This is a genomic window from Endozoicomonas sp. G2_2, from assembly GCF_017744135.1.
Lineage (GTDB): Bacteria > Pseudomonadota > Gammaproteobacteria > Nevskiales > Salinisphaeraceae > Salinisphaera.
In genome coordinates, this window is sequence record NZ_JAGHQU010000002.1 from 143,096 (window position 1) to 164,582 (window position 21,487).

Consider the following 21,487-nt stretch of genomic DNA (forward strand, 5'->3'; position numbering starts at 1 on the left):
CAGAACCGCGGCTAGTCTGCAGGCGAATGCCTCAGCCCAAAGCGGCGCCTTTCTCGCCATCGAGACGCGGTCAGCCGCGCTAAGCCCAAGGCGAATCGATCCGATCACGGCATAAAAAAAGCCCCGCCGAAGCGGGGCTTTATCGCAGGCTTTGGCTGCGAGCGGGTGGCGCCTGTTATCAGGCCGCCTTGGCCAGCTGGCGCAGCACGTAGTGCAGGATGCCGCCGTTCTGGTAGTAGTCCCACTCCTTCGGCGTGTCGATCCGGACCTTGGCTTCGAATTCGGAGGTCTCGCCACCTTCCTTCGTCGCCTTCACGGTCACGCTCGTGGCACCTGCAGACAGGCCCTCGATATCGAAGGTCTCGGTACCGTCGAGCCCCAGGGAATCGGCGCTATCGCCTTCCTTGAACTGCAGCGGCAGCACGCCCATGCCGACCAGGTTCGAGCGATGAATGCGCTCGAAGGACTGGGCGATCACGGTCTTGACGCCGAGCAGCAGGGTGCCCTTGGCGGCCCAGTCACGCGACGAGCCGGTGCCGTACTCCTTGCCGGCAAGAACCACCAGCGGCGTACCTTCATCCTTGTACTGCATGGCGGCGTCGTAGATGAACATTTCATCGCCCGAGGGCTGATGACGTGTCCAGCCGCCTTCGGTGCCGGGCGCCAGCAGGTTGCGCAGGCGCACATTGGCAAAGGTGCCGCGCATCATGACTTCGTGGTTGCCACGACGCGAACCGTAGCTGTTGAAGTCCGATGGCTTGACGCCTTTCTCCTGCAGGTACTGACCCGCGGGGGAGTCCTTCGTGATCGCGCCGGCCGGGGAGATATGGTCGGTCGTGATCGAGTCGCCGAGCAGGGCCAGGCAACGTGCGTTCTGGATGGTCGGAATGTCGTCGACGTCGACCGACATGCCTTCGAAATAGGGCGGGTTCTGCACGTAGGTGCTGGTCTCGTCCCAGTCGAAGATTTCGCCCTCCGGCACGTCCAGGCCCTTCCAGCGGGAGTCGCCGGCGAAGACGTCGCCGTAGCTGTCCTTGAACATCTCGGAGTTCAGCGAGCTGCCGATGGTGTCGTAGATTTCTTTCTGCGACGGCCAGAGATCCTTCAGGTAAACGTCGTTGCCGTCGGCATCCTGACCCAGCGGGTCGCTGGTTAGATCGGTGTCGATGGTGCCGGCCAGCGCATAGGCCACCACGAGCGGCGGGCTGGCCAGGAAGTTCATGCGCACGTCGCCGTGCACGCGCCCTTCGAAGTTGCGGTTGCCCGACAACACCGAGGCGACGTTGAGGTCATGCTCGCGCACGGCTTCGCCGATCGGTTCCGGCAGCGGGCCGGAGTTGCCGATGCAGGTGGTGCAGCCGTAGCCGACGAGCTGGAAACCGAGCTTGTCCAGGTCGTCGTCGAGACCGGCCTTTTCGAGATACTCGGTCACGACCTTGGAACCGGGCGCCAGCGAAGTCTTGACCCAGGGCTTGACCTGAAGGCCCTTTTGGATCGCATTGCGGGCCAGAAGGCCAGCGCCGATCATCACAGCGGGGTTGGAGGTGTTCGTGCAGGATGTAATCGCTGCGATCACGACCGAACCGTCGTGCAGATCGAATTCTGCTTCCTTGTACGTCACCGGTGCGTGCGTGGGGCCGCCGATGTCGTTCGAGGCCAGGCCGGCTTCGCTCTGCTGCTTGGCCTCGGCCATGCTCTTTTCCTGCTTCTCCGCGCGGTTAGCCATGAACGGCTCGACCTCGCGGCGGTAGGTTTTCTGCATGTCGGTCAGCAGCACGCGATCCTGCGGGCGCTTGGGGCCGGCCAGCGACGGCTGAACCGTCGACAGGTCCAGTTCCAGCACATCGGTGTAGTCCGCATCCGGCTGGCCTTCCTCGCGCCACAGGCCCTGGGCCTTGGCATAGGCCTCGACCAGATCCAGCTGCTCCTGCGGACGACCGGTGAGTTCCATGTAGCGAATGGTTTCGCCGTCGACCGGGAAGATGCCGCAGGTGGCGCCGTATTCCGGGGCCATGTTGGCGATCGTCGCGCGATCGGCCAGCGGCAGATCGGCCAGGCCGTCGCCGAAGAACTCGACGAATTTGCCGACCACGCCCTTGGCGCGCAGCATCTCGGTGACGGTCAGCACGAGGTCGGTCGCGGTGGTGCCTTCGGCGAGCTTGCCCTTGAGCTTGAAGCCGACGACCTGCGGAATGAGCATGGTGATCGGCTGGCCGAGCATGGCCGCTTCGGCTTCGATGCCGCCCACGCCCCAGCCGAGCACGCCCACGCCGTTGATCATGGTGGTGTGGCTGTCGGTGCCGACCAGCGTGTCCGGGTAGGCCAGGTTCGTGTCTTCATTGCCGAAGACCACGCGGGCCAGGTATTCGAGGTTGACTTGGTGCACGATGCCGGTGTCCGGCGGCACGACCTTGAAATTGTCGAACGCACCCTGACCCCAGCGCAGGAACGCATAGCGCTCCTTGTTGCGGTTGAACTCGAGTTTGGCGTTCAGATCGAACGCCTTGTCGCTGCCGTACTCGTCGACCATCACCGAGTGGTCGATGACCAGTTCGGCCGGCGACAGCGGATTGATCTTGTCGGGGCTGCCACCGAGGTTGGCCATGGCATCGCGCATCGCGGCCAGATCGACCACCGCCGGCACGCCGGTAAAGTCCTGCAGCACGACGCGCGCGGGCGTGAAGGCGATCTCGGTATCCGGCTCGGCCTTGGCATCCCAGTTGGCCAGCGCCTTGATGTCGTCGGCGTCGACGTTGGAACCGTCTTCATGACGGAGCAGGTTCTCGAGCAGGATCTTCTGCGCGTAGGGCAGCTTCGCCACGCCCGGGAACTGCTCCTGGAGCTTCGGCAGGCTGAAGTAGTCGAAACTGCGATCGCCGGCAGTGAACTGCGAGCGTGTATTGAAACTGTCCGTCATAGGTTCTTATCTCCAAAGACACTCGGTGGATCTTCGGCCCGGTACGAGTCCGGGCTCTTGAAAACGCTGCGCATTATAGCGTTTTCCGGCGCAGCCCTGCAGACAAGCAGCTGGATGCGCGCGCGGGCAGGAATGGCGTCAGCGTACCGGCGCGCTCGGACCGATGCTTTCCAGTGACTTGAGCAGCGCCTTGCGGCGGAAGAACAGGGTAATGAAGCCGCCGCCGCACTGCCGCCACATGATCGCGCAACGCACGGCTGCCATGAGCTGGGTACGCGCACGCGCCTGTATAGCCTCGTTCTGCAGATAGGTCGGGTGGCCGTGCAGCATGATTCGGGGTTTCACCGGGCTGATGCTGTCGCGATAGGCGTCGTCGAGAATCGCCGGCACGTCTGCGGCCTCCGCCAGTCGTGCGCGATCGATCGCGCCGCGAATCCGGCTCAGCGCCGCGTCGTCCTTGAGCAGCGCGCCGGACAGGCGCAGGATCTGGCCGATGTAGCGGGCGACCAGGGCGGCCTTCTGGTCCGGCTTGTGGCCGGCCAGCTGCCCCTTCAGATAGGCGATACCGTCGCCCACGCTCGACAGATCGCCATACACATCGACCACCGAATCCGGATCGGTCGAGAAGATGGCATGCTGTGCAACCTCCATGCGCTGCGGCAGATCGCGGCCGTCGGAGGCGAGTTCGTGCGCGTAGAGCGCAAATTGCGCCACGCCGGCCAGGGAGAGGGCCTGGTCACGCAGGGTGTGCGTTTGCTGTTCGCTCATGCGCTCGCTGAAACTCGAAAATCGGGCCGTCCGGCGTGCAGGATCTCGGCACTGCCCAGACACTGATCGCCGTCATAGAACACGGCGTATTGACCGGGGGCGATGGCGCGCGGCGGCGTGTCGAACTCGACCACGAGGCCGCCGTCCGGGCCCTCGTCGACAACACAGTCGATCGCGCGCTGGCGGTAGCGTACCTGAGCGGCGCAGCGAAACGGAAACACGGGGGCTTCGATCAGCCAGTGCGGCGCGATGCTGGTCAACGTCTTCTCGAGGAGCGCGGGATGGGCGTGATCCTGGGTCACCCAGAGCGTATCGCGCTCCAGATCCTTGGCGGCCACATACCAGGGCGCGTCGGAGGCGCCGGCGACGCCGCCAAGGCCCAGGCCCTTGCGCTGGCCGATCGTGTAGTAGATCAGCCCGGCGTGTTCGCCGATGGTTCGGCCGTCGAGCGCGCCGCCCGCGACACGTACCGGGCCGGCACGGCCGGACAGGTACTGGCGCAGAAAGCCCTCGAAATCGCGCTCGCCGATAAAACACACGCCGGTGCTGTCCGGCTTGTCGTGAATCGGCAAACCGGCCGCGCGGGCGATGGCGCGCACGTCCGTCTTCCGGGTCTCGCCCAGCGGAAACAGCGTGCGCTCGAGCGCGGCCATGGGCACCGCGGCCAGAAAATAGGACTGGTCCTTGCCCGGATCGCGCCCGCGCAGCAGACGGGTGCCGTTCGCGTCATGCTCGAGACGGGCATAGTGACCGGTGGCGATCGCGTCGGCGCCAAGTCGTTCGGCGTGATGGAGAAACGCGTCGAACTTGATCTCGCGGTTGCACAGCACATCCGGATTGGGCGTGCGCCCGGCCGCGTAGCTGTCGAGAAAATAGCGGAACACGCGCGCCTTGTACTCGCGCGAGAAATCCGCCCGGTGCAGCGGGATGTCGAGCGCTTCGCACACTGCAGCGGCGTCGTCGAAGTCGTCGGCGGCCTGGCAGCGGCCGGCTTCGTCCTCGCTCCAGTTGAACATGAACAGGCCTTCGACCTGATAACCGGCTTCAACCAGCTGCAGGGCCGTAACCGAGGAGTCCACACCGCCGGAAAGACCCACGATCACGCGGGTTTCGGCGGGCGGTTTCTGCCAGAACGTGGGCGCCATGTCAGCGGCCGTGAACATGCTGCACCCGGTCGAGCGGTAGCGGCTCGCAGGTGCTGAAATCCTCGATCGCGCGCAGCACCAGCGGGCTGCGCAGATCGTCGCGGCGGGCGAGCTCGTCACGGGTCAGCCAATGGGCGGCGATGATCCCCTCGTCGAGCGACTGATCGCCGGCGTGACCGAACACCTCGCCGCAGAACGCGAAGCGCAGTGTCGTGCGGCCGTCGTCGTGCGGCCAGTAGTACATGCCGACCAGGCCGGTGGGCGTGAAGCCCCAGGCCGTTTCCTCCCGGGTTTCGCGCACGACCGCATCGAGAATCGTCTCGCCCGATTCGACATGACCGGCCGGCTGATTGATCACACGTTCGCCGTGGGCGAATTCCTCGACGACCAGGTATCGGTCGTCCACGCGCACGATCGCGGCAACGGTAAGTTCGGCATGAACCAAGGGCAGCCTCGCCATGATCCGGGCTATAAGAACCGCGATTCTAGCAAAGCCGCTTTTCACGTGGCCAAGACCAGAACGGGTGGGTATGATGCCGCCATCGCTTGTTCACGACGATTCTTATGTCGCGTTTCGGGATGCTTTTTCCCGGTCAGGGGGCCCAGTCGGCCGGTATGCTTTCGGCGCTCGCCGAGCGCTACGCGGTCGTCGGCGAGACCTACGCTGAAGCCAGTGACGCGCTGGGCTACGACGTCGCCGATCTGATCAACAACGACAGCGAAGGCCGCCTCGATCAGACCGAATACACCCAGCCCGCGCTGGTCACTGCCGGCGTGGCTGCCTGGCGTGTCTGGCAGAGCCGCGGCGGGCGCACGCCCGAGTTTCTCGCCGGGCACAGTCTCGGCGAATACACGGCGCTGGTCGCAGCCGACGCGCTCGATTTTGGCGACGCGCTGCGGTTGACGCGTATGCGTGGCAAGGCCATGCAGAACGCCGTGGGCCCGGACGAGGGTGCGATGTCGGCCGTGATCGGCCTGGACGATGACGCGGTTCGCGAGGCCTGTTCGCAGGCCGAGCAGGAGCACGCGAGCGACGCCCTCGTGGTGTCGGCCGCCAATTTCAACGCGCCGCTTCAGGTCGTTATCGCCGGGCACGCAGACGCCGTGGCCACGGCCGGGCGTATCGCCAAGGACAAGGGTGCAAAGCTGGTCAAGCCGCTGGCCGTGAGCGTGCCGTCGCACTGCGCGCTCATGCAGCCGGCCGCGGAGCGGTTGCAGGCGCATCTGCTCGAGATTCCCCTGCGTCAGCCCAAGCTGACCGTGCTGCACAATGTCGACGCGCAGCCACGCGAGGACGTCGACGGCATTCGCAAGGCGCTGGTGCGCCAGCTTGCCCAGTCGGTGCTCTGGGCAGACACCATTCGCACCATGCGTGCGGCTAATTGCGAATTGTTTCTGGAGTGCGGACCGGGCAAGGTGCTCACCGGCCTGAACAAGCGCATCGATAAGAGCGTGACGTCCTTCGCCTTGTCGGATACCGAAAATCTGCGCCAGGCCCTGACGGCCACACAGAACGACGACGAATAGCCGTTCGTTGCAATCGAGACAGGCCTGAGCGACACAGGAACGACATGACAGAACGCACTCTTTCCGGCCAGGTGGCCCTGGTGACCGGCGCATCGCGCGGCATCGGCGCCGCGATCGCCGACCGCCTGGCGGCCGACGGCGCCACGGTTGTCGGCACCGCGACCAGCGACGATGGCGCGCAGCGTATCGACGAACACCTCGGCCAGGCCGCAGTAGCGGGCGCGGGGCGTCGCCTGGACGTGACCGACGAAGACGGCGTCGCAGCGCTGATCAAGGACATCACCAAAGCATACGGCGCGCCCACCATCGTCGTGAACAATGCCGCGATCACGCGCGACAACCTGCTCATGCGCATGAAGGAAGACGACTGGCAGTCGGTGCTGGACGCCAATCTGTCGGGCGTGTTCCGCGTATCGAAGGCGGCGCTGCGCGGCATGATGAAGGCGCGCGGCGGGCGCATCGTGAACGTGGCCTCAGTGGTCGGTCTGATGGGTAACGCCGGTCAGACGAACTACAGCGCGGCCAAGGCCGGGCTGCTGGGTTTTACCCGGTCGCTTGCACGGGAAGTCGGATCGCGTCAGATTACGGTCAACGCCATCGCACCCGGCTTCATCGAAACCGACATGACCCGCGATCTCGACGAAAAGACCCGCGAAACGATGCTGGAGCAGATCCCATTGCAGCGTCTGGGCAGCGTCGACGACATCGCCGCAAGCGTCGCGTTTCTGGTTTCCCCATCGGCCGCCTACATCACCGGCGAGACGCTCAGCGTCAACGGCGGCCTGTATATGGGTTCCTGAATCTGGCGAGGCCCACCCTTTTTCCCTAGAATGGCGCGCGGTTCGCGAGGGCGAATGCGCGCGCTAGACGCGTAAACCATAGTCAATCAGGAGAGAGTCCGATGAGTAGCGTTGAAGAACGAGTACAGAAGATCATTGCCGAACAGCTTTCGGTCAGCGAAGACCAGGTCACCTCGGAAGCGTCGTTCGTCGACGATCTCGGTGCGGATTCCCTGGATACCGTGGAACTGGTCATGGCCCTCGAAGAAGAGTTCGAGATCGACATTCCCGACGAGGAAGCCGAGAAGATCGTCAACGTCAAGGACGCGGTCGATTACATCAAGTCCCACGCCGAAGGCTAAAACGCCCGGCGAGAGACTTCGCGTTGGCGGCCGGTGACGGATCGGCCGACCAGACTCTTCACTCCGCCGCCACGCGCGGCGATTCGAGCAACTAGGGGGCCCCCGTTGAAACAGCGTCGCGTAGTGGTTACCGGGCTGGGTCTGATATCCCCGATGGGCCTGGATGTGGCTTCGAGCTGGTCGGCGATCCTGGCCGGGCGCAGCGGCATTTCGACCATCGACAGCTTCGATGTGTCGGGCTATCCGACGCAGTTTGGCGGGCCGATTCGTGACTTCGACGTCACCCAGTACATGTCGGCCAAGGAAGCCAAGCGTTACGACCCGTTCGTGCACTACGGTGTTGCGGCGTCGGTACAGGCTTTCAACGACAGCGGTCTGGAACTCGACGACGAGTACAACGACCGGGTCGGCGTGGCCGTGGGTTCCGGTATCGGGGGTATCGGGACCATCCTCAAGACCTGTGTCGGCTTCCACGAGGCCGACTACAGCGCGAAGAAGGTGTCGCCCTTCTTCATTCCTTCCAGTATCGCCAACATGGCGGCCGGGCAGGTATCCATACAGCTGAACCTGCACGGGCCGAACATCGCGGCGGTGTCCGCCTGTACCACGGGCGTGCACAACATCGGTCTCGCCGCACGCCTTATCGCTGCCGGTGATGCCGATGCCATGCTTTCGGGTGGCTGCGAGATGGCCGTTAACCCGATCGGGCTGGCCGGCTTCTGTGCTGCGCGGGCCCTGTCCAGCCGCAACGACGACCCGCAGGCGGCGAGCCGGCCGTGGGATGTCGACCGCGATGGTTTCGTGCTGTCCGATGGCGCCGGCGTGGTGATGCTCGAAGAGTACGAGCAGGCCAGGGCGCGTGGCGCGAATATCTACGGCGAGGTCGTCGGCTTCGGCATGAGCGGCGACGCCCACCACATCACGCAGCCGAGCGGGCGCGGCGCGCGTCAGTGCATGACCCATGCGCTGGCCGATGCCGAAATGAACCCGGACGAGCTGCAGTACATCAATGCCCACGGCACGTCCACGAACGTGGGTGATGTGTCCGAAAGCCAGTCGATCGAATCCGTGCTCGGTGATGCGGCCAAGAATGTCGCCGTCAGCTCGACCAAGTCGATGACCGGGCACATGCTCGGCGCGGCGGGTTCCGCGGAGGCGATCTTCACGCTGCTCGCGATCCGCGATCAGGTGGCGCCGCCGACAATCAATCTCGACAATCCCGCCGAGGGCTGCAATCTGGACTATGTGCCTCACGAGGCACGCCAGATGCGCATCGACGCCGCCTTGTCGAATTCATTCGGGTTCGGCGGGACCAACGGGTCACTGATCTTCAAGCGTCTCGATTGAGCGGTCTGCCCGGCGTCCATCCACGCCAGGCTCGATCGGTGCGCGCTTACGAAGCGGGCGATCTGCGAATCGTCGAAAGCGCGATCTCGCAGACGCCGGACCTGTTGCGTCTGGCTTCGGCCTTTCCCGAACGTTATCCCTTTCTTCTGGAAAGCAGTGCCGGCGCGGCGGCGCAGAGCCGTTTCGACATCCTCCTGGCGTATCCGGGGGACACGATTCGGGGCGCGGCCGCGGACGAGTCCGGTGCGGCATTCTTTGACGCGCTCGATCGGCTGAACGCGCAGCGCCATGAGCCCGTGCCGGGCGTGCCGTTTGTCGGCGGGTGGTTTGTCTATCTCGGGTACGAGATGGCGCAGGGCGTCGAGCCGACGCTCGATCTGCCGGTCGATCCGGACGGCGCCTTTGCCGATGCCTTCGCCGTACGATGCCCGGCGGCGATCATCCACGATCGTCGCGAAGGCCGGCTGTTGTTTGTGTCGGAAGGCAACGACGACCGACTCGAGCAGATGCAGCAGGATCTGGCCGGCGCGCGTACGGTGGCATCGGATCCGCTGGCCGCGAATTGGGTAGAACAACCGCCGGATGAATACATGTCGCGTGTCCGCCGCGCGCGCGATCTCATCCACGCCGGCGACGTATTTCAGGTGAATTTGTCGCGCGCCTGGCGCGGCACGCTGCACGAAGGTGCGGCCCCGGCCAGCGTCTATGCGGCGTTGCGCGACGCCAACCCGGCGCCGTTTTCGGCGCTCGTCCAGTGGGAGGGCGCCGCGCTGGCCTGCTCGTCGCCCGAGCGCCTCATGCTCGTGGAGAACGGTATCGCCCAGACCCGGCCGATCGCCGGCACGCGCGCACGCACGCCGGGCACCGACGCCGGGATGACGCAGGCGTTGCTCGCGCATCCGAAGGAGCGGGCCGAACACGTCATGCTCATCGATCTCGAGCGCAACGATCTGGGCCGCGTCTGTCGGCCCGGCAGTATTGCGGTCGACGAGCTCATGGTCGCCGAATCCTATGCCCACGTGCATCACATCGTGTCCAACATCCGGGGCGAGCTGGCGGTGGATGTCGGGGCCGGAAGGGCGCTGCGCGCGGTGTTTCCCGGCGGCACCATCACCGGGTGTCCGAAAGTGCGCTGCATGGAGATCATCGCGGAACTGGAAGGCGAGGGCCGCGGACCGTATACCGGCAGCATCGGGTATCTGAGCCGCTGCGGCCGCCTGGACACGAATATCGTCATTCGCTCGCTCACGCAGCGCGGCCGGCAGCTTACATTGCGCACCGGGGCGGGAATCGTGGCAGATTCGGATCCGCAGAAAGAACTTGAGGAAACCCGCGTAAAGGCGCGCGGCGTATTGCGAAGTTTCGTCGACAGCGCGGGAAGGCCGTATGGCTAGCGAGGTTCTGGTCGACGGCGAGCCGTGCGGCGCGATACCTGCGGACGATCGCGGCCTTGCCTACGGCGACGGCATATTCCGTACCGTGCGGATTGCGCGCGGCCGCCCGCTGGCCTGGGACGAGCATCAGGCCCGGCTGGCCTACGACTGCGCGGCGTTGTCGCTCCCGGCACCAGATCAGAGCGTGCTCGAGCGCGATCTTCGTGCTCTGTTTCCGAACGAACGGGACGGCATACTGAAGATCATCATCAGCCGCGGCAGTGGCGGCCGCGGTTATGCGCCGCCGCACGACAGCGCGCGGCGTATCGTGTCCGCGCATGCCTTGCCCGCACACGCGCACGGCGAGCCTGCGGCACTGACATTGCGCCGCTCGCCGATCGCGCTGGCCTGCCAGCCGCGCCTCGCCGGGGTGAAACATCTCAACCGCCTGGAGCAGGTGCTGGCTCGGGCGGCCTGTGACGAGCGCGGCGACGCCGATTCCTGGATGGCCGACAGCGAAGGTTTCGTGGTCGCGACCACCATGCGCAATCTGTTTTTCGTGGACGCGAACGACGCGTGGCATACCCCGGCCATCACCCGAGCCGGTATCATCGGGGCCACACGCCAGCGACTGATCCGCGCTCTGGGCCGGTCCGGTATCACGTTGCACGAACGCGATATCCGGCCCGACGAGCTGGGGCAGTTCGGTGCAGCGCTGGCGTGCAACAGCGTCGGCGGGGTGGCCCCCGTGAACGCGCTCGACGGCAGGGCGCTGACGTACAGTGAGCGAGCCGCCGTGTGGGCGCGCGGCATTATCGAATAACGGAACCACATCGCGCGGGCAATACGCCGGGCGCGACGAAGGAACAGGCAGGTGCCGGTGATCAAGCGAGTGATTTGGATATTCGTTGCCGTCGGGCTGCTCGCTGGCGCGGCGCTCGGCCTAGATGCGGGACGGTTCTTCACGTCGCCGCTGCATAATACGTCGGGACAGCTGGTCACCGTCGAATCCGGCATGAGCTTCAACGCGATTGCCGCACGCCTGGTCGAGGAGGGCGTGATCGTGAATGCGCGCGATGCGCGCTATCTGTCGTTGTATGCGCGTTATCAGGGCGTGGCCAATCGCATCAAGGCCGGCGAATACGCAGTACCCGCACGCCAGACGCCGGCCCATCTGCTCGAACTGCTGGTTTCCGGCAAGACGCGTCAATACCGGATCACGCTCGTGGAAGGCCGGCGCTTCAGCGAGATAAGGCAGTTGATCGAATCCAACGATGCGCTCGACCAGAAGCTCACCGGCAAGAGCGAGGCCGAGGTGATGGCCGCGATCGGCCATCCGGACGAGCAGGCCGAAGGCCGCTTCATGCCCGATACCTATCTGTTCCCGCGTGGCATGACGGATATCGCGTTCCTCAAGCGCGCGTACGACGCCATGCAGACATTTCTGGACGAGGCTTGGGAGAACCGCTCGGAAAACACGGTGGTGGAAACGCCTTATGAAGCCCTGATTCTGGCCTCCATCATCGAGAAGGAAACCGCCGTCCCGGAAGAGCGGGGGCGCATCGCGGGCGTGTTCACGCGTCGGCTTGAAAAAGGCATGCGTCTGCAGACCGACCCAACCGTGATTTACGGCATCGAGGACTACGATGGCAACATCCGTCGTTCGGACCTGCGGCGCGATACGCCCTACAACACCTATACCCGCACCGGGCTGCCGCCGACGCCGATTGCCATGCCTTCGCGCGCGGCGATCAAGGCCGCCCTCGATCCCGCCCCGGGCGATGCCCTGTATTTCGTCTCCCGGGGCGATGGCAGCCATGTGTTTTCGGATTCACTATCCGAACACAATCGCGCGGTCGACAAGTATCAGCGTGGGTCGTGATGACGGAACCGGTCACAGACGCGCCGCGGCTGATTGCGCTCGAGGGCGGCGAGGGCGCCGGCAAGAGCACCCAGATCGAGATGGTGGCTGCGATATTGCGTGGCCGCGGACTGGATGTCGTCACCTCGCGTGAACCGGGCGGCACGCGTCTCGGCGAAGCGGTTCGCGGCGTATTGATGAACGAATACGATCACCCCATGCCGGCCATGAGCGAACTACTGCTGATGTTCGCCGCCCGCGCCGCGCATCTGTCGCAGGTGATCGAGCCGGCGCTTGCACGCGGCGCGTGGGTAGTGACCGACCGGTTTACCGATGCCAGCTATGCCTACCAGGGTGCTGCGCGCGGACTCGGCGACGCGGCGGTCGCCACGCTCGAGCGGCTGGTGCAGGGCGAGCGTCGGCCGGACGGCGTGCTGGTTTTCGACATTCCGGTCGAAGCAGGGCTTGCCCGTGCCGGCAAGCGCGGGGACGGCAATCGTTTCGACCGCGAAACGGTTGCATTTCATGAACGCGTGCGTGCCGCGTATCTCGCGCGTGCACACGCCGCGCCGGCGCGCTATCGCGTGATCGACGCCGAGGCCTCGCCGGCAGCGGTACGCCGCCAGATCGAAACCGCCCTTGCGGACTGGCCATGACCGACGCGGCCGAGGCATCGCGCCGTGCACCGCCGTGGCATGCGCCGCTGTGGGGGCATTTCGGGCAGGCGATCGAAAGCGATCGCGTCGCCCATGGATTGCTGGTGTGCGGCCCGCCCGGCGTGGGCAAACGCCGCTTCGCGGAACGCATCGTCGCGGCGCTTTTGTGCTGCGAGCGCCTCGAGAACGGAGATGCCTGCGATCAGTGTGCGACCTGTCGTCAGCGCCTGGCCGATACCCATCCCGACATATCGCGTCTCGTTCCCGAAGAGCGGGGCAAGCTGATCAAGGTGGATCAGGTGCGCGCCTTCTCCGAGCGTCTGCACCTTACGCCGCAATACGCGACGGGCCGCATCGGCTGGATCGAGCCTGCCGAGGATCTGTCGCCCAGCGCGGCGAACAGCCTGCTCAAGACGCTGGAAGAGCCGCCCCGAGATTGTCATATCGTGCTGGTTACCGATCGGGTATCGGCGCTTATGGCCACGGTACGCAGTCGCTGTCAGCTCTGGCGCGTGCCGCCGCCGGACCCGGAGACAGCGGCATCGTGGCTCGACGCGGCGGGTGTCGATGTGGCCGATCTCGATGCCGACAGCCTGCGCGCACCGTTCGGCGTCATCGAGCGGGCGTCGCGCGATTACGCAAGCCTCGTGTCCGCCTGGGACGACGATCTCGCCAACGCCATTCGCGGGCGCGAGGACATCGCCCTGATATCCGAACGTCTGGCCGGTCAGCCCCGGGATCTGTTCATGGATTGGCTCTACCGCCGGGCGGGCGCGATGCTGGCCGCGGCCCTGGAGGCCGCACAAGCAGGCACCGATCCCGGGGCGGGCACTCCAAGCCGCCGCGATCTGCCCGAGTCGCTCGCGCGTATCGCGATCCGGCTCGATCCGTTCGTGTTTCAGCCCTGGTGCGCGCGGGTGGCCGATACGGCCCGGCTGGCACGCACTAACGCCGACTGGCAGCTGGTGATAGAGTCGTTGTTCCTGAGCCTGAAAAGCTGTCTCAAGCGGAGGCGAACTGCATGATGACCGAACCCAATGTTGCCAGTCAGTCCGGCATCGTGCGCCTGGACATCAAGGATCGGGACGAGCTGTTCGTCGCCTACATGCCGTTCGTGACCAATGGCGGGCTGTTCGTGACGCAGGCCACGCTCGGCAACGCACGCTACGACATGGGCAGCGACGTTTTCCTGCTCATGCATCTTGTCGAGCAGAACGAACGGATGCCGGTCGCCGGCAAGGTAATCTGGGTAACGCCCCGCGGCGGCGGCGTCCAGCGCCCCTCGGGTATCGGCATCCAGTTCTCGAACCAGGACAACGGCGCGACCCAGCGGCGTCTGGAAACGTTGCTGGCGGGCATGCTCGAAAGTCCGCGCGCGACGCACACGCTCTAGCGCCGCGCCTCGCCGCGCGGCGAAGCGTTCTCAGCCGGTTGCCGCGGTGTTTTCGGGCATCGAGCGGCCGAGCAGCTGCTCGGTGAGCACCTGCTCGCTGGCAATCGCGCGCCACACCATGTTGAACAGGGCGGGGGCGTTCGCCGTCAGCGGCTTCTTGCGACCGCGAAGCAACCACATGGCCACCGTGCGGTTGGCCACACCCCAGATGAAGTCGGAAATCTCGATCTCGTCGACTTCGTCGGTAAGAATGCCGCGTTCGCGGCCATCCTGAATCACGCCGAGAAACACCGACATCAGCGCAGGCTGACGGAAGGTCTCGTCATCGCGCCATGTGCTCAGGTACACCGAGCTGAGGATGATCTGCGCGACCTTGGGATTGCGTTCGAAGTAATCCAGCAGCACCCAGAACACCTTGCGCAGGCGATCCTCGAAATTCTCGATGCCCTGCAGGTGATCGATCATCCGCGTGGCCAGGTCGCCGAGCCAGGTATCGAGGCTGGCGAACAGCACGGCTTCCTTGCTGCCGTAGTACTTGTACAGCGTCTGCAGACTGATGCGGGCTTCGCGCGCGATGTTGATCAGTTTGACCCGGTGAAACTCGCGCTCCGAAAAGAGATCGAGCGCGGCGGCTTCGATGCGCTGGCGTGTTGCCGGGTCCAGACGGGCCAGGGTGCGTTCGCGTTCGCTTGTCGTTCTCGGATACCGGTCAATCAACAGTAATCCCCATTACGCGGCGTGTGACGGGTAACTCTAGCAACCTGAACGAGTGCGCCCAAGTTTGTGTAACTGCTTGAGATAATTGTGTGCAACTTTAAATCGCACGGGTCATGTCGCGTACGCACAGGGTCATCGGCGCAAATGATAATTTCAATTATCTTTGTGCAGTGCACCGTGGCGGGGTATAGTCGAACCAGACACGAGTCAAGACCGACGGCCGCGCAAGGCCGCTAGATCGTTCATCTTGTTGGGAATACCCCGGAGACGCCATGTTTGCCACGCTTCTCAAAAAAATCAACGACGCCAAGCTGTTGCCCAAGATCTCGGATACCGAGCGTCACGCGCTCGAAGCCGGATCGGTCTGGGTGGACGGCGAATTCTTCAGCGGTAATCCGGATTTTCGCCGCATCATGGCAGAAGCCTATCCGGCGCTACCGGCCGAAGAGCAGGCGTTTCTGGATGGCCCGGTCGAGGAACTGCTGCACAAGGTCGACAGCTGGAAGCTGCGCGAAACGCGCCGCATTCCGGACGATATCTGGCAGTTTTTGCGCGAGAAGGGCTTCTTCGGGCTGATTATCCCGAAGGAGTACGGCGGCTCGGGCTTTTCCGTGCTGGGCCGCAGCGCGGTAATGATGAAGACCTCGAACCTCGGCCCGATCGGCACACTGGTGGTCATCCCCAACACGCTGGGTGCCGCCGAGCTGCTGATCGAGTACGGCACGGATGCGCAGAAGGACAAGTACCTGCCGCGTCTTGCCAGCGGCGAGCTCGTGCCGTGCTTTGGCCTGACCGAGCCGACCGCCGGTTCGGACGCCGCGTCGATCAAGGCCGAAGGCGTGGTCTTCAAGGACATGGACGGTGAGGCCAAGATCCGGCTTAATTTCTCCAAGCGCTACATCACGCTCGCGCCGGTCGCGAACATCGTGAGCCTCGCCTGTTCTCTTCACGACCCGGACAACCTGCTCGGCAAGGGCGAGTTCCCCGGTATCAGCGTCGTGATGCTCGAGAAGGGCACGGAGGGGCTGGAGCTGGGCGATCATCATCTGCCGATCGGGCCGTTCGACAACGGGCCGATCTATGGCAAGGACGTCATCGCGCCGGTCGACAATATCGTTGGCGGCCGCGACGGCGCGGGCCAGGGCTGGCGCATGCTCATGGAGCAGCTCGGCGGTGGCCGCGCGGTTTCGCTGCCCGCCGGCGGCGTGGCACTCGCCAAGGTCAGCGCGGCGGCAACCGGCCCGTACAGCATGGTGCGCGAGCAGTTCGGAATTCCGGTCGGCCTCATGGAAGGGGTGGAAACCCGCGTGGCGCGCATCGCGGCGCTGACTTATGCCATGGAATCGGCACGTATCTACGTCTGTGCCGGTGTCGATAATGGCAACCACCCGCCGGTCATTTCGGCGATCCTCAAGCAGCAGACCACGGAAGTGGGCCAGCAGCTGGTCACGGACGGCATGGATGTCATGGCCGGGGCCGGCGTCATGCAGGGGCCGAACAACATCCTCGGCGGCGGGTATGTCGGTGCGCCGGTCGGTATCACCGTCGAGGGCGCGAATATCCTGACCCGTACGCTGATGATCTTCGGGCAGGGCGCGGTGCGCTGTCATCCGCATGCGCTGGATACGCTCAACGCCATCCAGGCGGACGATGTGCCGGCGTTCCGCAAGGCCATCCTCGGATGGATGCGGCATTCGACAGCCAACTTCTTCCGCGGGATCGTGCGCGGGCTCACGCGCGGCTGGACGGTGCGCACGCCGGTCAACGATGAAACCGCGCAGTACTTCCGCAAGCTCGGCTGGGCCGCCAGCCGCTTTGCCTTCATGACCGATCTGGCGATGTTCCTGATCGGCGGCAAGCTCAAGCAGCGCGGAAAGCTGTCGGGGCGGTTTGCGGATGCGTTGTCGTGGATGCTGTTCGGCGTGACCACGTTGCGGCGTTTCGATGCCGAAGGTCGCCGTAAGGAAGACCTGCCGCTGGTGCACTGGGCGCTGCGTTACAGCCTGCAGCAGATCCAGCAGGCATTCGAAGGCATCTACGCGAACTTCGATGTGCCGGTGATCGGCTGGTTCCTGCGCTACCCGGGCCGGTTCTGGCTGCGTATCAACCCGCTGTCCACCGGGCCCAAGGACGCCATGGATCGAGCGGTCGCCGCCAGCATCCAGAAGCCGGGCGAGCAGTATGCGCGCGTTGCCGGCGGGCTGGGTACGCCGCGCGACGATGAACCCGGCATGGGCCGCCTGATCCACGCCTGGCGACTGGTCAGCGATGCACAGACCGCGACCTTCAAGGTTCGCAAGGCCATGCACAAGAAACAGGTCGAGGCCACGGATCTGGTCGCGGCGATCGACCCCGCGGTCGAAGCCGGTGTGATCACGCAGGACGAGGGCGACAAGATTCGTCGCGCCGAAGCCGCCCGCATGGAGGCGATCCAGGTCGATACCTTCTCGGCCGAGGACTATTACAAGGACGAGGTCGCCGACAATCGCGAGGCCCCGCACATGGCACGTGCGGCCAATCAGTAGCGCTGGCTCGCTAGCCTGAGACAGACGGGCGCCTCCTTCGGGGGCGCCCGTTTTTCGTTCGGGGCGCGGCTACGGCCTGCGGGCCGGGTTCGGTGCGTTGCCTATCGACGCCATTGCAGCGGCAAATGAGCCCGGCGCATGGCAGAATGCGCGCCATGACAACGACCGCCAGCACACCGAACCAGCCGCGCGTGAACAGCTCCGGCTACACCCTCGGCGAAGAGATCGCCAACGCGATCACCTCGGGCATCGGCACCGCGCTTTCGATCGCGGGGCTGGTGCTTCTCGTCGTCTATGCCGCGCTGCATGGTGATGTCTGGCACGTGATCAGCGTGAGCATTTTCGGCACCAGCCTGATTCTCAGCCATCTGTCGTCCACGCTGTACCACGCCATCGCGCCGCCGCGCGCGAAGAGCGTGCTCAAGGTCTTCGATCACCTGGCGATTTACGTGTTGATCGCCGGCACCTATACGCCTTTCACGCTGGTCAACCTGCGTGGTGTCTGGGGTTGGAGCCTGTTCGCCCTGATCTGGTCGCTCGCGATCGGCGGCGTGCTGATCAAGCTCACGCGGCTCAACGATGTGAAGTATCTGTCGACCGCCTTCTATGTAGCCATGGGCTGGACCGTCGTGCTGGTGATCGGCCCGGTGATCGAGAACGTCGCCATGGGCGGCGTGTGGCTGCTGCTGGCCGGCGGCATCTCTTACACGGTCGGCGTGCTGTTCTATGTCTGGAATCGCATGCCCTATAACCATGCGATCTGGCATCTGTTCGTGATCGGCGGCAGCGTGTTCCATTTCTTCGCCGTGCTGTTCTACGTGATCCCGCTCGCGCCGGCCGCGCTCGAGCTGCTGGGCTAGCATGCAGGACGAGGCGCGCACGCCGACCGCCGTACTGCAATCGGTGTTCGGCTACGACGCTTTCCGGGGGCGTCAGGCCGAAATCATCGATGCCGTCTGTGCCGGCCAGGATGCCCTGGTGCTCATGCCCACCGGCGGTGGCAAGTCGCTGTGCTACCAGATTCCGGCGCTGGTGCGCAGCGGTGTGGCCATCGTGGTCTCGCCGCTGATTGCGCTCATGGCGGACCAGGTGGCCGCGCTCGAGCAGCTCGGCGTGCGCGCAGCGTATCTGAACTCGACGCTCGAATTCGGCCGCCAGGTGGATATCGAGCAGGCCATGCGTGCCGGCACCATCGATCTCGTATACGTCGCGCCGGAGCGGCTCATGCAGCCGCGCATGCTGGACCTCGTCGCGGACTGCCATGTCTCGCTGTTCGCAATCGACGAAGCGCATTGCGTATCCCAGTGGGGACACGACTTCAGGCCCGAGTATCGCCAGCTGGCCGCGCTCGCGGACCGGTTTCCGGACATTCCGCGTGTCGCGCTCACGGCCACGGCCGATCTGCCCACGCGCGACGAGATCGTCGAACGCCTGCGCTTGGAACGCGCCGCGATCTATCTGCACAGCTTCGACCGGCCCAACATCCAGTATCGCGTCGCCGAGCGCGGCAGTGCGCGCCAGCAGCTGCTCGATTTCATCGAGCGCGAGCACGACGGCGATGCGGGCATCGTCTACTGCCTGTCGCGACGCAAGACCGAGGAAACAGCCGAATGGCTGAATGCGCGCGGCAAGACCGCGCTTGCGTATCACGCCGGCTTGCCCGCAGCGCTGCGCCAGACCCACCAAGCGCGCTTTCTGCGCGAAGAGGGGGTGATCGTGTGTGCGACGGTCGCCTTCGGCATGGGTATCGACAAGCCCGATGTCCGCTTCGTCGCCCATGTCGATCTGCCGGCAAGCATGGAAGCCTATTACCAGGAGACCGGCCGCGCCGGCCGTGACGGCGCGCCGGCCACGGCCTGGATGCTGTACGGGCTCAACGACGTGGTTCAGCGCACGCGCATGATCGAGCAGGGCAACGCGCCCGAGGAGCGCAAGCGCGTCGAGCGCGCCAAGCTCGACGCCATGTTGGCCTACTGCGAGCTGGCCAGTTGCCGCCGGGTGAGCCTGCTCGGCTATTTCGGTGAGCAGTGCGATGCGGCCTGCGGCAACTGCGACACCTGTCTCAACCCGCCCGAAACTTACGACGCGACACGCAACGCGCGCATGGCGCTATCCGCGATCTATCGCACCGGGCAGCGGTTCGGCACCGGCTATGTGATCAGCCATCTGCGCGGCGGCGACAGCGATCGCGCAAAGGAACTCGGCCACGACCGGCTCTCGACATTCGGCGTTGGCGCCGAAACCGAAACCAAGCAGTGGCGTTCCGTGCTGCGACAGCTGATCGCGCTCGGTTACGTGCGGGTGGACCAGGCCTATGGCGGGCTCGCGCTCGGGGGCACCTGTCGCGACCTGCTCAAGGGCCGGGAGACGCTGGAGCTGCGGGTGGACCGCAGCGCCAAGCGTAGCCGCAGCCGCAGCCGGCTGAAAAAGGAACTGCCGCCGATCGAGCTCGAGGACGAACCGCTCTGGGAGGCGTTACGGGCGCTGCGCCTCGACCTCGCGAAGGAACAGGACGTGCCCCCGTACGTGATCTTTCACGATGCGACGCTGCGCGAGATGCTGGCGCGACGGCCGACCGAAGTGCGCGAACTCGCGGACGTGCCCGGCATCGGTGAAAAGAAGCGCGATGCCTACGGGCGCGCTTTCGTGGACGTCATCGCCGCACACGTGTCGTAGACGAACGTTAGCGGCGCTCGCGCGCTAGCGTCGCCGCGCCGGGCTTCGTCGGCAACGCCCAGGCTATGGCTATCCGCCGCGTTTCACGGCACCGCGCCCCATCGAAACGTCGGTCGCGCCGCGCCATAGATCGCCTGCGGTTCGTCCCGCGTCCAGGCCCACAGCTGGTCACCGTAGTCGTAGTGCCACCATTCGCTCGGCAGGTTCACGAAGCCGGCGTCGATCATGGCGTGATAGAGCAAACGCCGGTTGTCGCGGATCGTGCGCTCGCCTGCAGCCGCAGCGTCTTCGAACGCTCGCGTATGCGATGCCGCGGTCATGGTGTCGAAATCGGTACCCATGTCGAGTAACCGCCCGCGCGGGTCGACGATCGACAGATCCACCGCGCCGCCGGTGAGGTGATAGGGCGGGTTGGTCTGGCTATCCGCCATGGGGCGCGAAACGAACGATTCGGCCTGTTCGAGACCGGCCCCGGGTTCGTGTTCTTCACATTCGGCCACGAAGCGTTCGAACAGCCAGCGCTGCAGCCCGACCGGTCGCCAGGTATCGAACAGCACCAGCCGATGACCCGTGGGCAGCGCCGCGGCGGCGGCCAGCAGGCGCGTCCATACGCCTTCCCTCACAAAACATTCCGGCAAGGCACCCGGCAGACCTTCGAGGTGATAGCGCGGGCGGGCGAGCACCTGTTCGGGAGCGAGGCTGGCGGGTACCAGGGGTTCGCCATTGTCCACGATGGGTAACGCGCGAATACGCGGCGTGTCGGGCGTTGGCTGGGGTGGTATGGGCTGTTGGGGAATCGGGGGTATTGGCGTTCGTGAAAGCTGGGCGAGCCGCACAGGGTAATCGAGTGGGCAATGCAAGTTGTTGAGAATTCGATGCAAATGATAGCCGGTCGCGATACCGATAATCTGCATTTCGCGGGGTTGCGCTCATGACCTGAAGCGGTACATTTGCCTCATACAAGTAAACGGGGGATCGCGGCACATGAAGATTACCGTCAACGGGTCGAGCCACGATATCGACGCGCCGGAGGACATGCCTTTGCTCTGGGCCATTCGCGACCGGCTCAAGCTCACCGGCACCAAGTATGGCTGCGGCGTGGCCCAGTGCGGCGCCTGCACGGTGATGGTGGACGGCAAGCCGCAGCGCTCCTGCGTGACGCCGCTGAAATTCGCCGTCGATCACGAGATCACCACCATTGAGGGCATGGACGGCGCCGAGTACGAAGCCATCCAGAACGCCTGGCGCGCCATCGACGTGCCTCAATGTGGCTTCTGCCAGTCCGGCCAGGTGATGACCGCCGTTGCGCTGCTCAAGGAAAAACCCGCGCCCAGCGATACCGATATCGACAACGCCTTGGCCGGCAACATCTGCCGCTGTGCGACCTATGTGCGCATTCGCCAGGCCGTGCACGACGCCGCAGACACGCTAGAGGCGTAAC

20 protein-coding genes are annotated in these 21,487 nt (G+C 65.0%); 14 read left to right on the forward strand and 6 right to left on the reverse strand.

The features are described 5' to 3' along the window. Window positions 1-178 precede the first annotated feature (178 nt). From acnA to J7355_RS02875, 4 genes are all read right to left on the reverse strand, one after another. The gene (acnA, locus tag J7355_RS02860) at window positions 179-2,917 is read right to left on the reverse strand and encodes an aconitate hydratase AcnA (RefSeq protein ID WP_209059779.1); all 2,739 of its coding nucleotides are present in this window, start codon (window positions 2,915-2,917) and stop codon (window positions 179-181) included. Between the two features lie 138 nt (window positions 2,918-3,055). Next, window positions 3,056-3,685 carry a DUF489 family protein gene (locus J7355_RS02865; protein WP_209059780.1) on the reverse strand — a complete coding sequence of 210 codons (630 nt, stop codon included), beginning with the start codon at window positions 3,683-3,685 and terminating at the stop codon, window positions 3,056-3,058. After that, the gene (gene mnmA, locus J7355_RS02870; protein WP_247739728.1) at window positions 3,682-4,848 is read right to left on the reverse strand and encodes a tRNA 2-thiouridine(34) synthase MnmA; all 1,167 of its coding nucleotides are present in this window, start codon (window positions 4,846-4,848) and stop codon (window positions 3,682-3,684) included. The genes J7355_RS02865 and mnmA overlap by 4 nt, the downstream gene beginning before the upstream one ends. Then, window positions 4,832-5,290, reverse strand: a complete 459-nt coding sequence (locus J7355_RS02875) for an NUDIX hydrolase (RefSeq protein ID WP_209059783.1) — start codon at window positions 5,288-5,290, stop codon at window positions 4,832-4,834. The genes mnmA and J7355_RS02875 overlap by 17 nt, the downstream gene beginning before the upstream one ends. A gap of 104 nt (window positions 5,291-5,394) precedes the next feature. Here J7355_RS02875 and fabD point away from each other — a divergent pair, with 104 nt between their 5' ends. From fabD to J7355_RS02925, 10 genes are all read left to right on the forward strand, one after another. After that, window positions 5,395-6,357 carry an ACP S-malonyltransferase gene (gene fabD / locus J7355_RS02880; protein WP_209059785.1) on the forward strand — a complete coding sequence of 321 codons (963 nt, stop codon included), beginning with the start codon at window positions 5,395-5,397 and terminating at the stop codon, window positions 6,355-6,357. Between the two features lie 44 nt (window positions 6,358-6,401). Next, window positions 6,402-7,157, forward strand: a complete 756-nt coding sequence (gene fabG / locus J7355_RS02885; RefSeq protein WP_209059789.1) for a 3-oxoacyl-ACP reductase FabG — start codon at window positions 6,402-6,404, stop codon at window positions 7,155-7,157. Between the two features lie 101 nt (window positions 7,158-7,258). Further along, complete coding sequence (acpP, locus tag J7355_RS02890) at window positions 7,259-7,498, forward strand: acyl carrier protein (RefSeq protein WP_006912784.1); 240 nt, start codon at window positions 7,259-7,261, stop codon at window positions 7,496-7,498. 105 nt (window positions 7,499-7,603) lie between these two features. Beyond that, complete coding sequence (gene fabF, locus J7355_RS02895; protein ID WP_209059792.1) at window positions 7,604-8,845, forward strand: beta-ketoacyl-ACP synthase II; 1,242 nt, start codon at window positions 7,604-7,606, stop codon at window positions 8,843-8,845. Between the two features lie 38 nt (window positions 8,846-8,883). Further along, entirely contained in the window at window positions 8,884-10,239 is a 1,356-nt protein-coding gene (locus J7355_RS02900) for an aminodeoxychorismate synthase component I (RefSeq protein ID WP_209059794.1), read from the forward strand. After that, window positions 10,232-11,041, forward strand: coding sequence for an aminodeoxychorismate lyase (gene pabC / locus J7355_RS02905; RefSeq protein ID WP_209059795.1), 810 nt, complete (start codon window positions 10,232-10,234; stop codon window positions 11,039-11,041). Before J7355_RS02900 ends, pabC begins: the two co-directional genes overlap by 8 nt. A gap of 51 nt (window positions 11,042-11,092) precedes the next feature. Next, window positions 11,093-12,100 (forward strand): endolytic transglycosylase MltG, encoded by a 1,008-nt coding sequence (gene mltG / locus J7355_RS02910; protein ID WP_209059796.1) that lies wholly within the window; start codon window positions 11,093-11,095, stop codon window positions 12,098-12,100. Beyond that, a complete protein-coding gene (gene tmk, locus J7355_RS02915) occupies window positions 12,100-12,735 on the forward strand; it encodes a dTMP kinase (protein ID WP_209059797.1) in 636 nt (211 codons plus the stop codon). Before mltG ends, tmk begins: the two co-directional genes overlap by 1 nt. Continuing rightward, window positions 12,732-13,760 (forward strand): DNA polymerase III subunit, encoded by a 1,029-nt coding sequence (locus tag J7355_RS02920; protein ID WP_209059798.1) that lies wholly within the window; start codon window positions 12,732-12,734, stop codon window positions 13,758-13,760. The genes tmk and J7355_RS02920 overlap by 4 nt, the downstream gene beginning before the upstream one ends. Further along, window positions 13,760-14,128: a PilZ domain-containing protein gene (locus J7355_RS02925; protein WP_209059799.1), complete on the forward strand. Its 369-nt coding sequence runs from the start codon at window positions 13,760-13,762 to the stop codon at window positions 14,126-14,128. The genes J7355_RS02920 and J7355_RS02925 overlap by 1 nt, the downstream gene beginning before the upstream one ends. A 30-nt stretch (window positions 14,129-14,158) precedes the next feature. On the opposite strand, the gene J7355_RS02930 is transcribed toward J7355_RS02925, so the two are convergent. Continuing rightward, a complete protein-coding gene (locus tag J7355_RS02930; protein ID WP_247739729.1) occupies window positions 14,159-14,845 on the reverse strand; it encodes a TetR/AcrR family transcriptional regulator in 687 nt (228 codons plus the stop codon). Window positions 14,846-15,117: 272 nt separating this feature from the next. Between J7355_RS02930 and J7355_RS02935 the strand changes: the two genes are divergently transcribed. The 3 genes from J7355_RS02935 to recQ all read left to right on the forward strand — a co-directional run bounded on the left by J7355_RS02935 (window position 15,118) and on the right by recQ (window position 20,046). Continuing rightward, a complete protein-coding gene (locus J7355_RS02935) occupies window positions 15,118-17,370 on the forward strand; it encodes an acyl-CoA dehydrogenase (protein ID WP_209059802.1) in 2,253 nt (750 codons plus the stop codon). Window positions 17,371-17,525: 155 nt separating this feature from the next. Then, the gene (locus tag J7355_RS02940; RefSeq protein WP_209059804.1) at window positions 17,526-18,230 is read left to right on the forward strand and encodes a hemolysin III family protein; all 705 of its coding nucleotides are present in this window, start codon (window positions 17,526-17,528) and stop codon (window positions 18,228-18,230) included. A 1-nt stretch (window position 18,231) separates the two neighbouring features. Next, on the forward strand, window positions 18,232-20,046 hold the full coding sequence (recQ, locus tag J7355_RS02945; protein ID WP_209059806.1) for a DNA helicase RecQ: 1,815 nt from the start codon (window positions 18,232-18,234) through the stop codon (window positions 20,044-20,046). Window positions 20,047-20,129: 83 nt separating this feature from the next. Here recQ and J7355_RS02950 read toward each other — a convergent pair whose 3' ends face one another. Beyond that, window positions 20,130-20,777, reverse strand: coding sequence for a M15 family metallopeptidase (locus tag J7355_RS02950; protein ID WP_209059808.1), 648 nt, complete (start codon window positions 20,775-20,777; stop codon window positions 20,130-20,132). Between the two features lie 253 nt (window positions 20,778-21,030). Here J7355_RS02950 and J7355_RS02955 point away from each other — a divergent pair, with 253 nt between their 5' ends. After that, complete coding sequence (locus J7355_RS02955; protein WP_209059811.1) at window positions 21,031-21,486, forward strand: (2Fe-2S)-binding protein; 456 nt, start codon at window positions 21,031-21,033, stop codon at window positions 21,484-21,486. The last annotated feature ends 1 nt before the right edge of the window (window position 21,487 follow it).

What these genes read in the sequence shown, in the direction of transcription:
- fabG (WP_209059789.1), top strand. Translation starts at nt 6,402, where the DNA reads ATGACAGAACGCACTCTTTCCGGCCAGGTGGCCCTGGTGACCGGCGCA.
- J7355_RS02875 (WP_209059783.1), bottom strand. Translation starts at nt 5,290, where the DNA reads ATGGCGAGGCTGCCCTTGGTTCATGCCGAACTTACCGTTGCCGCGATC.
- J7355_RS02955 (WP_209059811.1), top strand. Translation starts at nt 21,031, where the DNA reads ATGAAGATTACCGTCAACGGGTCGAGCCACGATATCGACGCGCCGGAG.
- J7355_RS02920 (WP_209059798.1), top strand. Translation starts at nt 12,732, where the DNA reads ATGACCGACGCGGCCGAGGCATCGCGCCGTGCACCGCCGTGGCATGCG.
- recQ (WP_209059806.1), top strand. Translation starts at nt 18,232, where the DNA reads ATGCAGGACGAGGCGCGCACGCCGACCGCCGTACTGCAATCGGTGTTC.
- J7355_RS02935 (WP_209059802.1), top strand. Translation starts at nt 15,118, where the DNA reads ATGTTTGCCACGCTTCTCAAAAAAATCAACGACGCCAAGCTGTTGCCC.
- acpP (WP_006912784.1), top strand. Translation starts at nt 7,259, where the DNA reads ATGAGTAGCGTTGAAGAACGAGTACAGAAGATCATTGCCGAACAGCTT.
- acnA (WP_209059779.1), bottom strand. Translation starts at nt 2,917, where the DNA reads ATGACGGACAGTTTCAATACACGCTCGCAGTTCACTGCCGGCGATCGC.
- J7355_RS02925 (WP_209059799.1), top strand. Translation starts at nt 13,760, where the DNA reads ATGACCGAACCCAATGTTGCCAGTCAGTCCGGCATCGTGCGCCTGGAC.
- pabC (WP_209059795.1), top strand. Translation starts at nt 10,232, where the DNA reads ATGGCTAGCGAGGTTCTGGTCGACGGCGAGCCGTGCGGCGCGATACCT.
- mnmA (WP_247739728.1), bottom strand. Translation starts at nt 4,848, where the DNA reads ATGTTCACGGCCGCTGACATGGCGCCCACGTTCTGGCAGAAACCGCCC.
- J7355_RS02865 (WP_209059780.1), bottom strand. Translation starts at nt 3,685, where the DNA reads ATGAGCGAACAGCAAACGCACACCCTGCGTGACCAGGCCCTCTCCCTG.
- J7355_RS02940 (WP_209059804.1), top strand. Translation starts at nt 17,526, where the DNA reads ATGACAACGACCGCCAGCACACCGAACCAGCCGCGCGTGAACAGCTCC.
- fabD (WP_209059785.1), top strand. Translation starts at nt 5,395, where the DNA reads ATGTCGCGTTTCGGGATGCTTTTTCCCGGTCAGGGGGCCCAGTCGGCC.
- tmk (WP_209059797.1), top strand. Translation starts at nt 12,100, where the DNA reads ATGACGGAACCGGTCACAGACGCGCCGCGGCTGATTGCGCTCGAGGGC.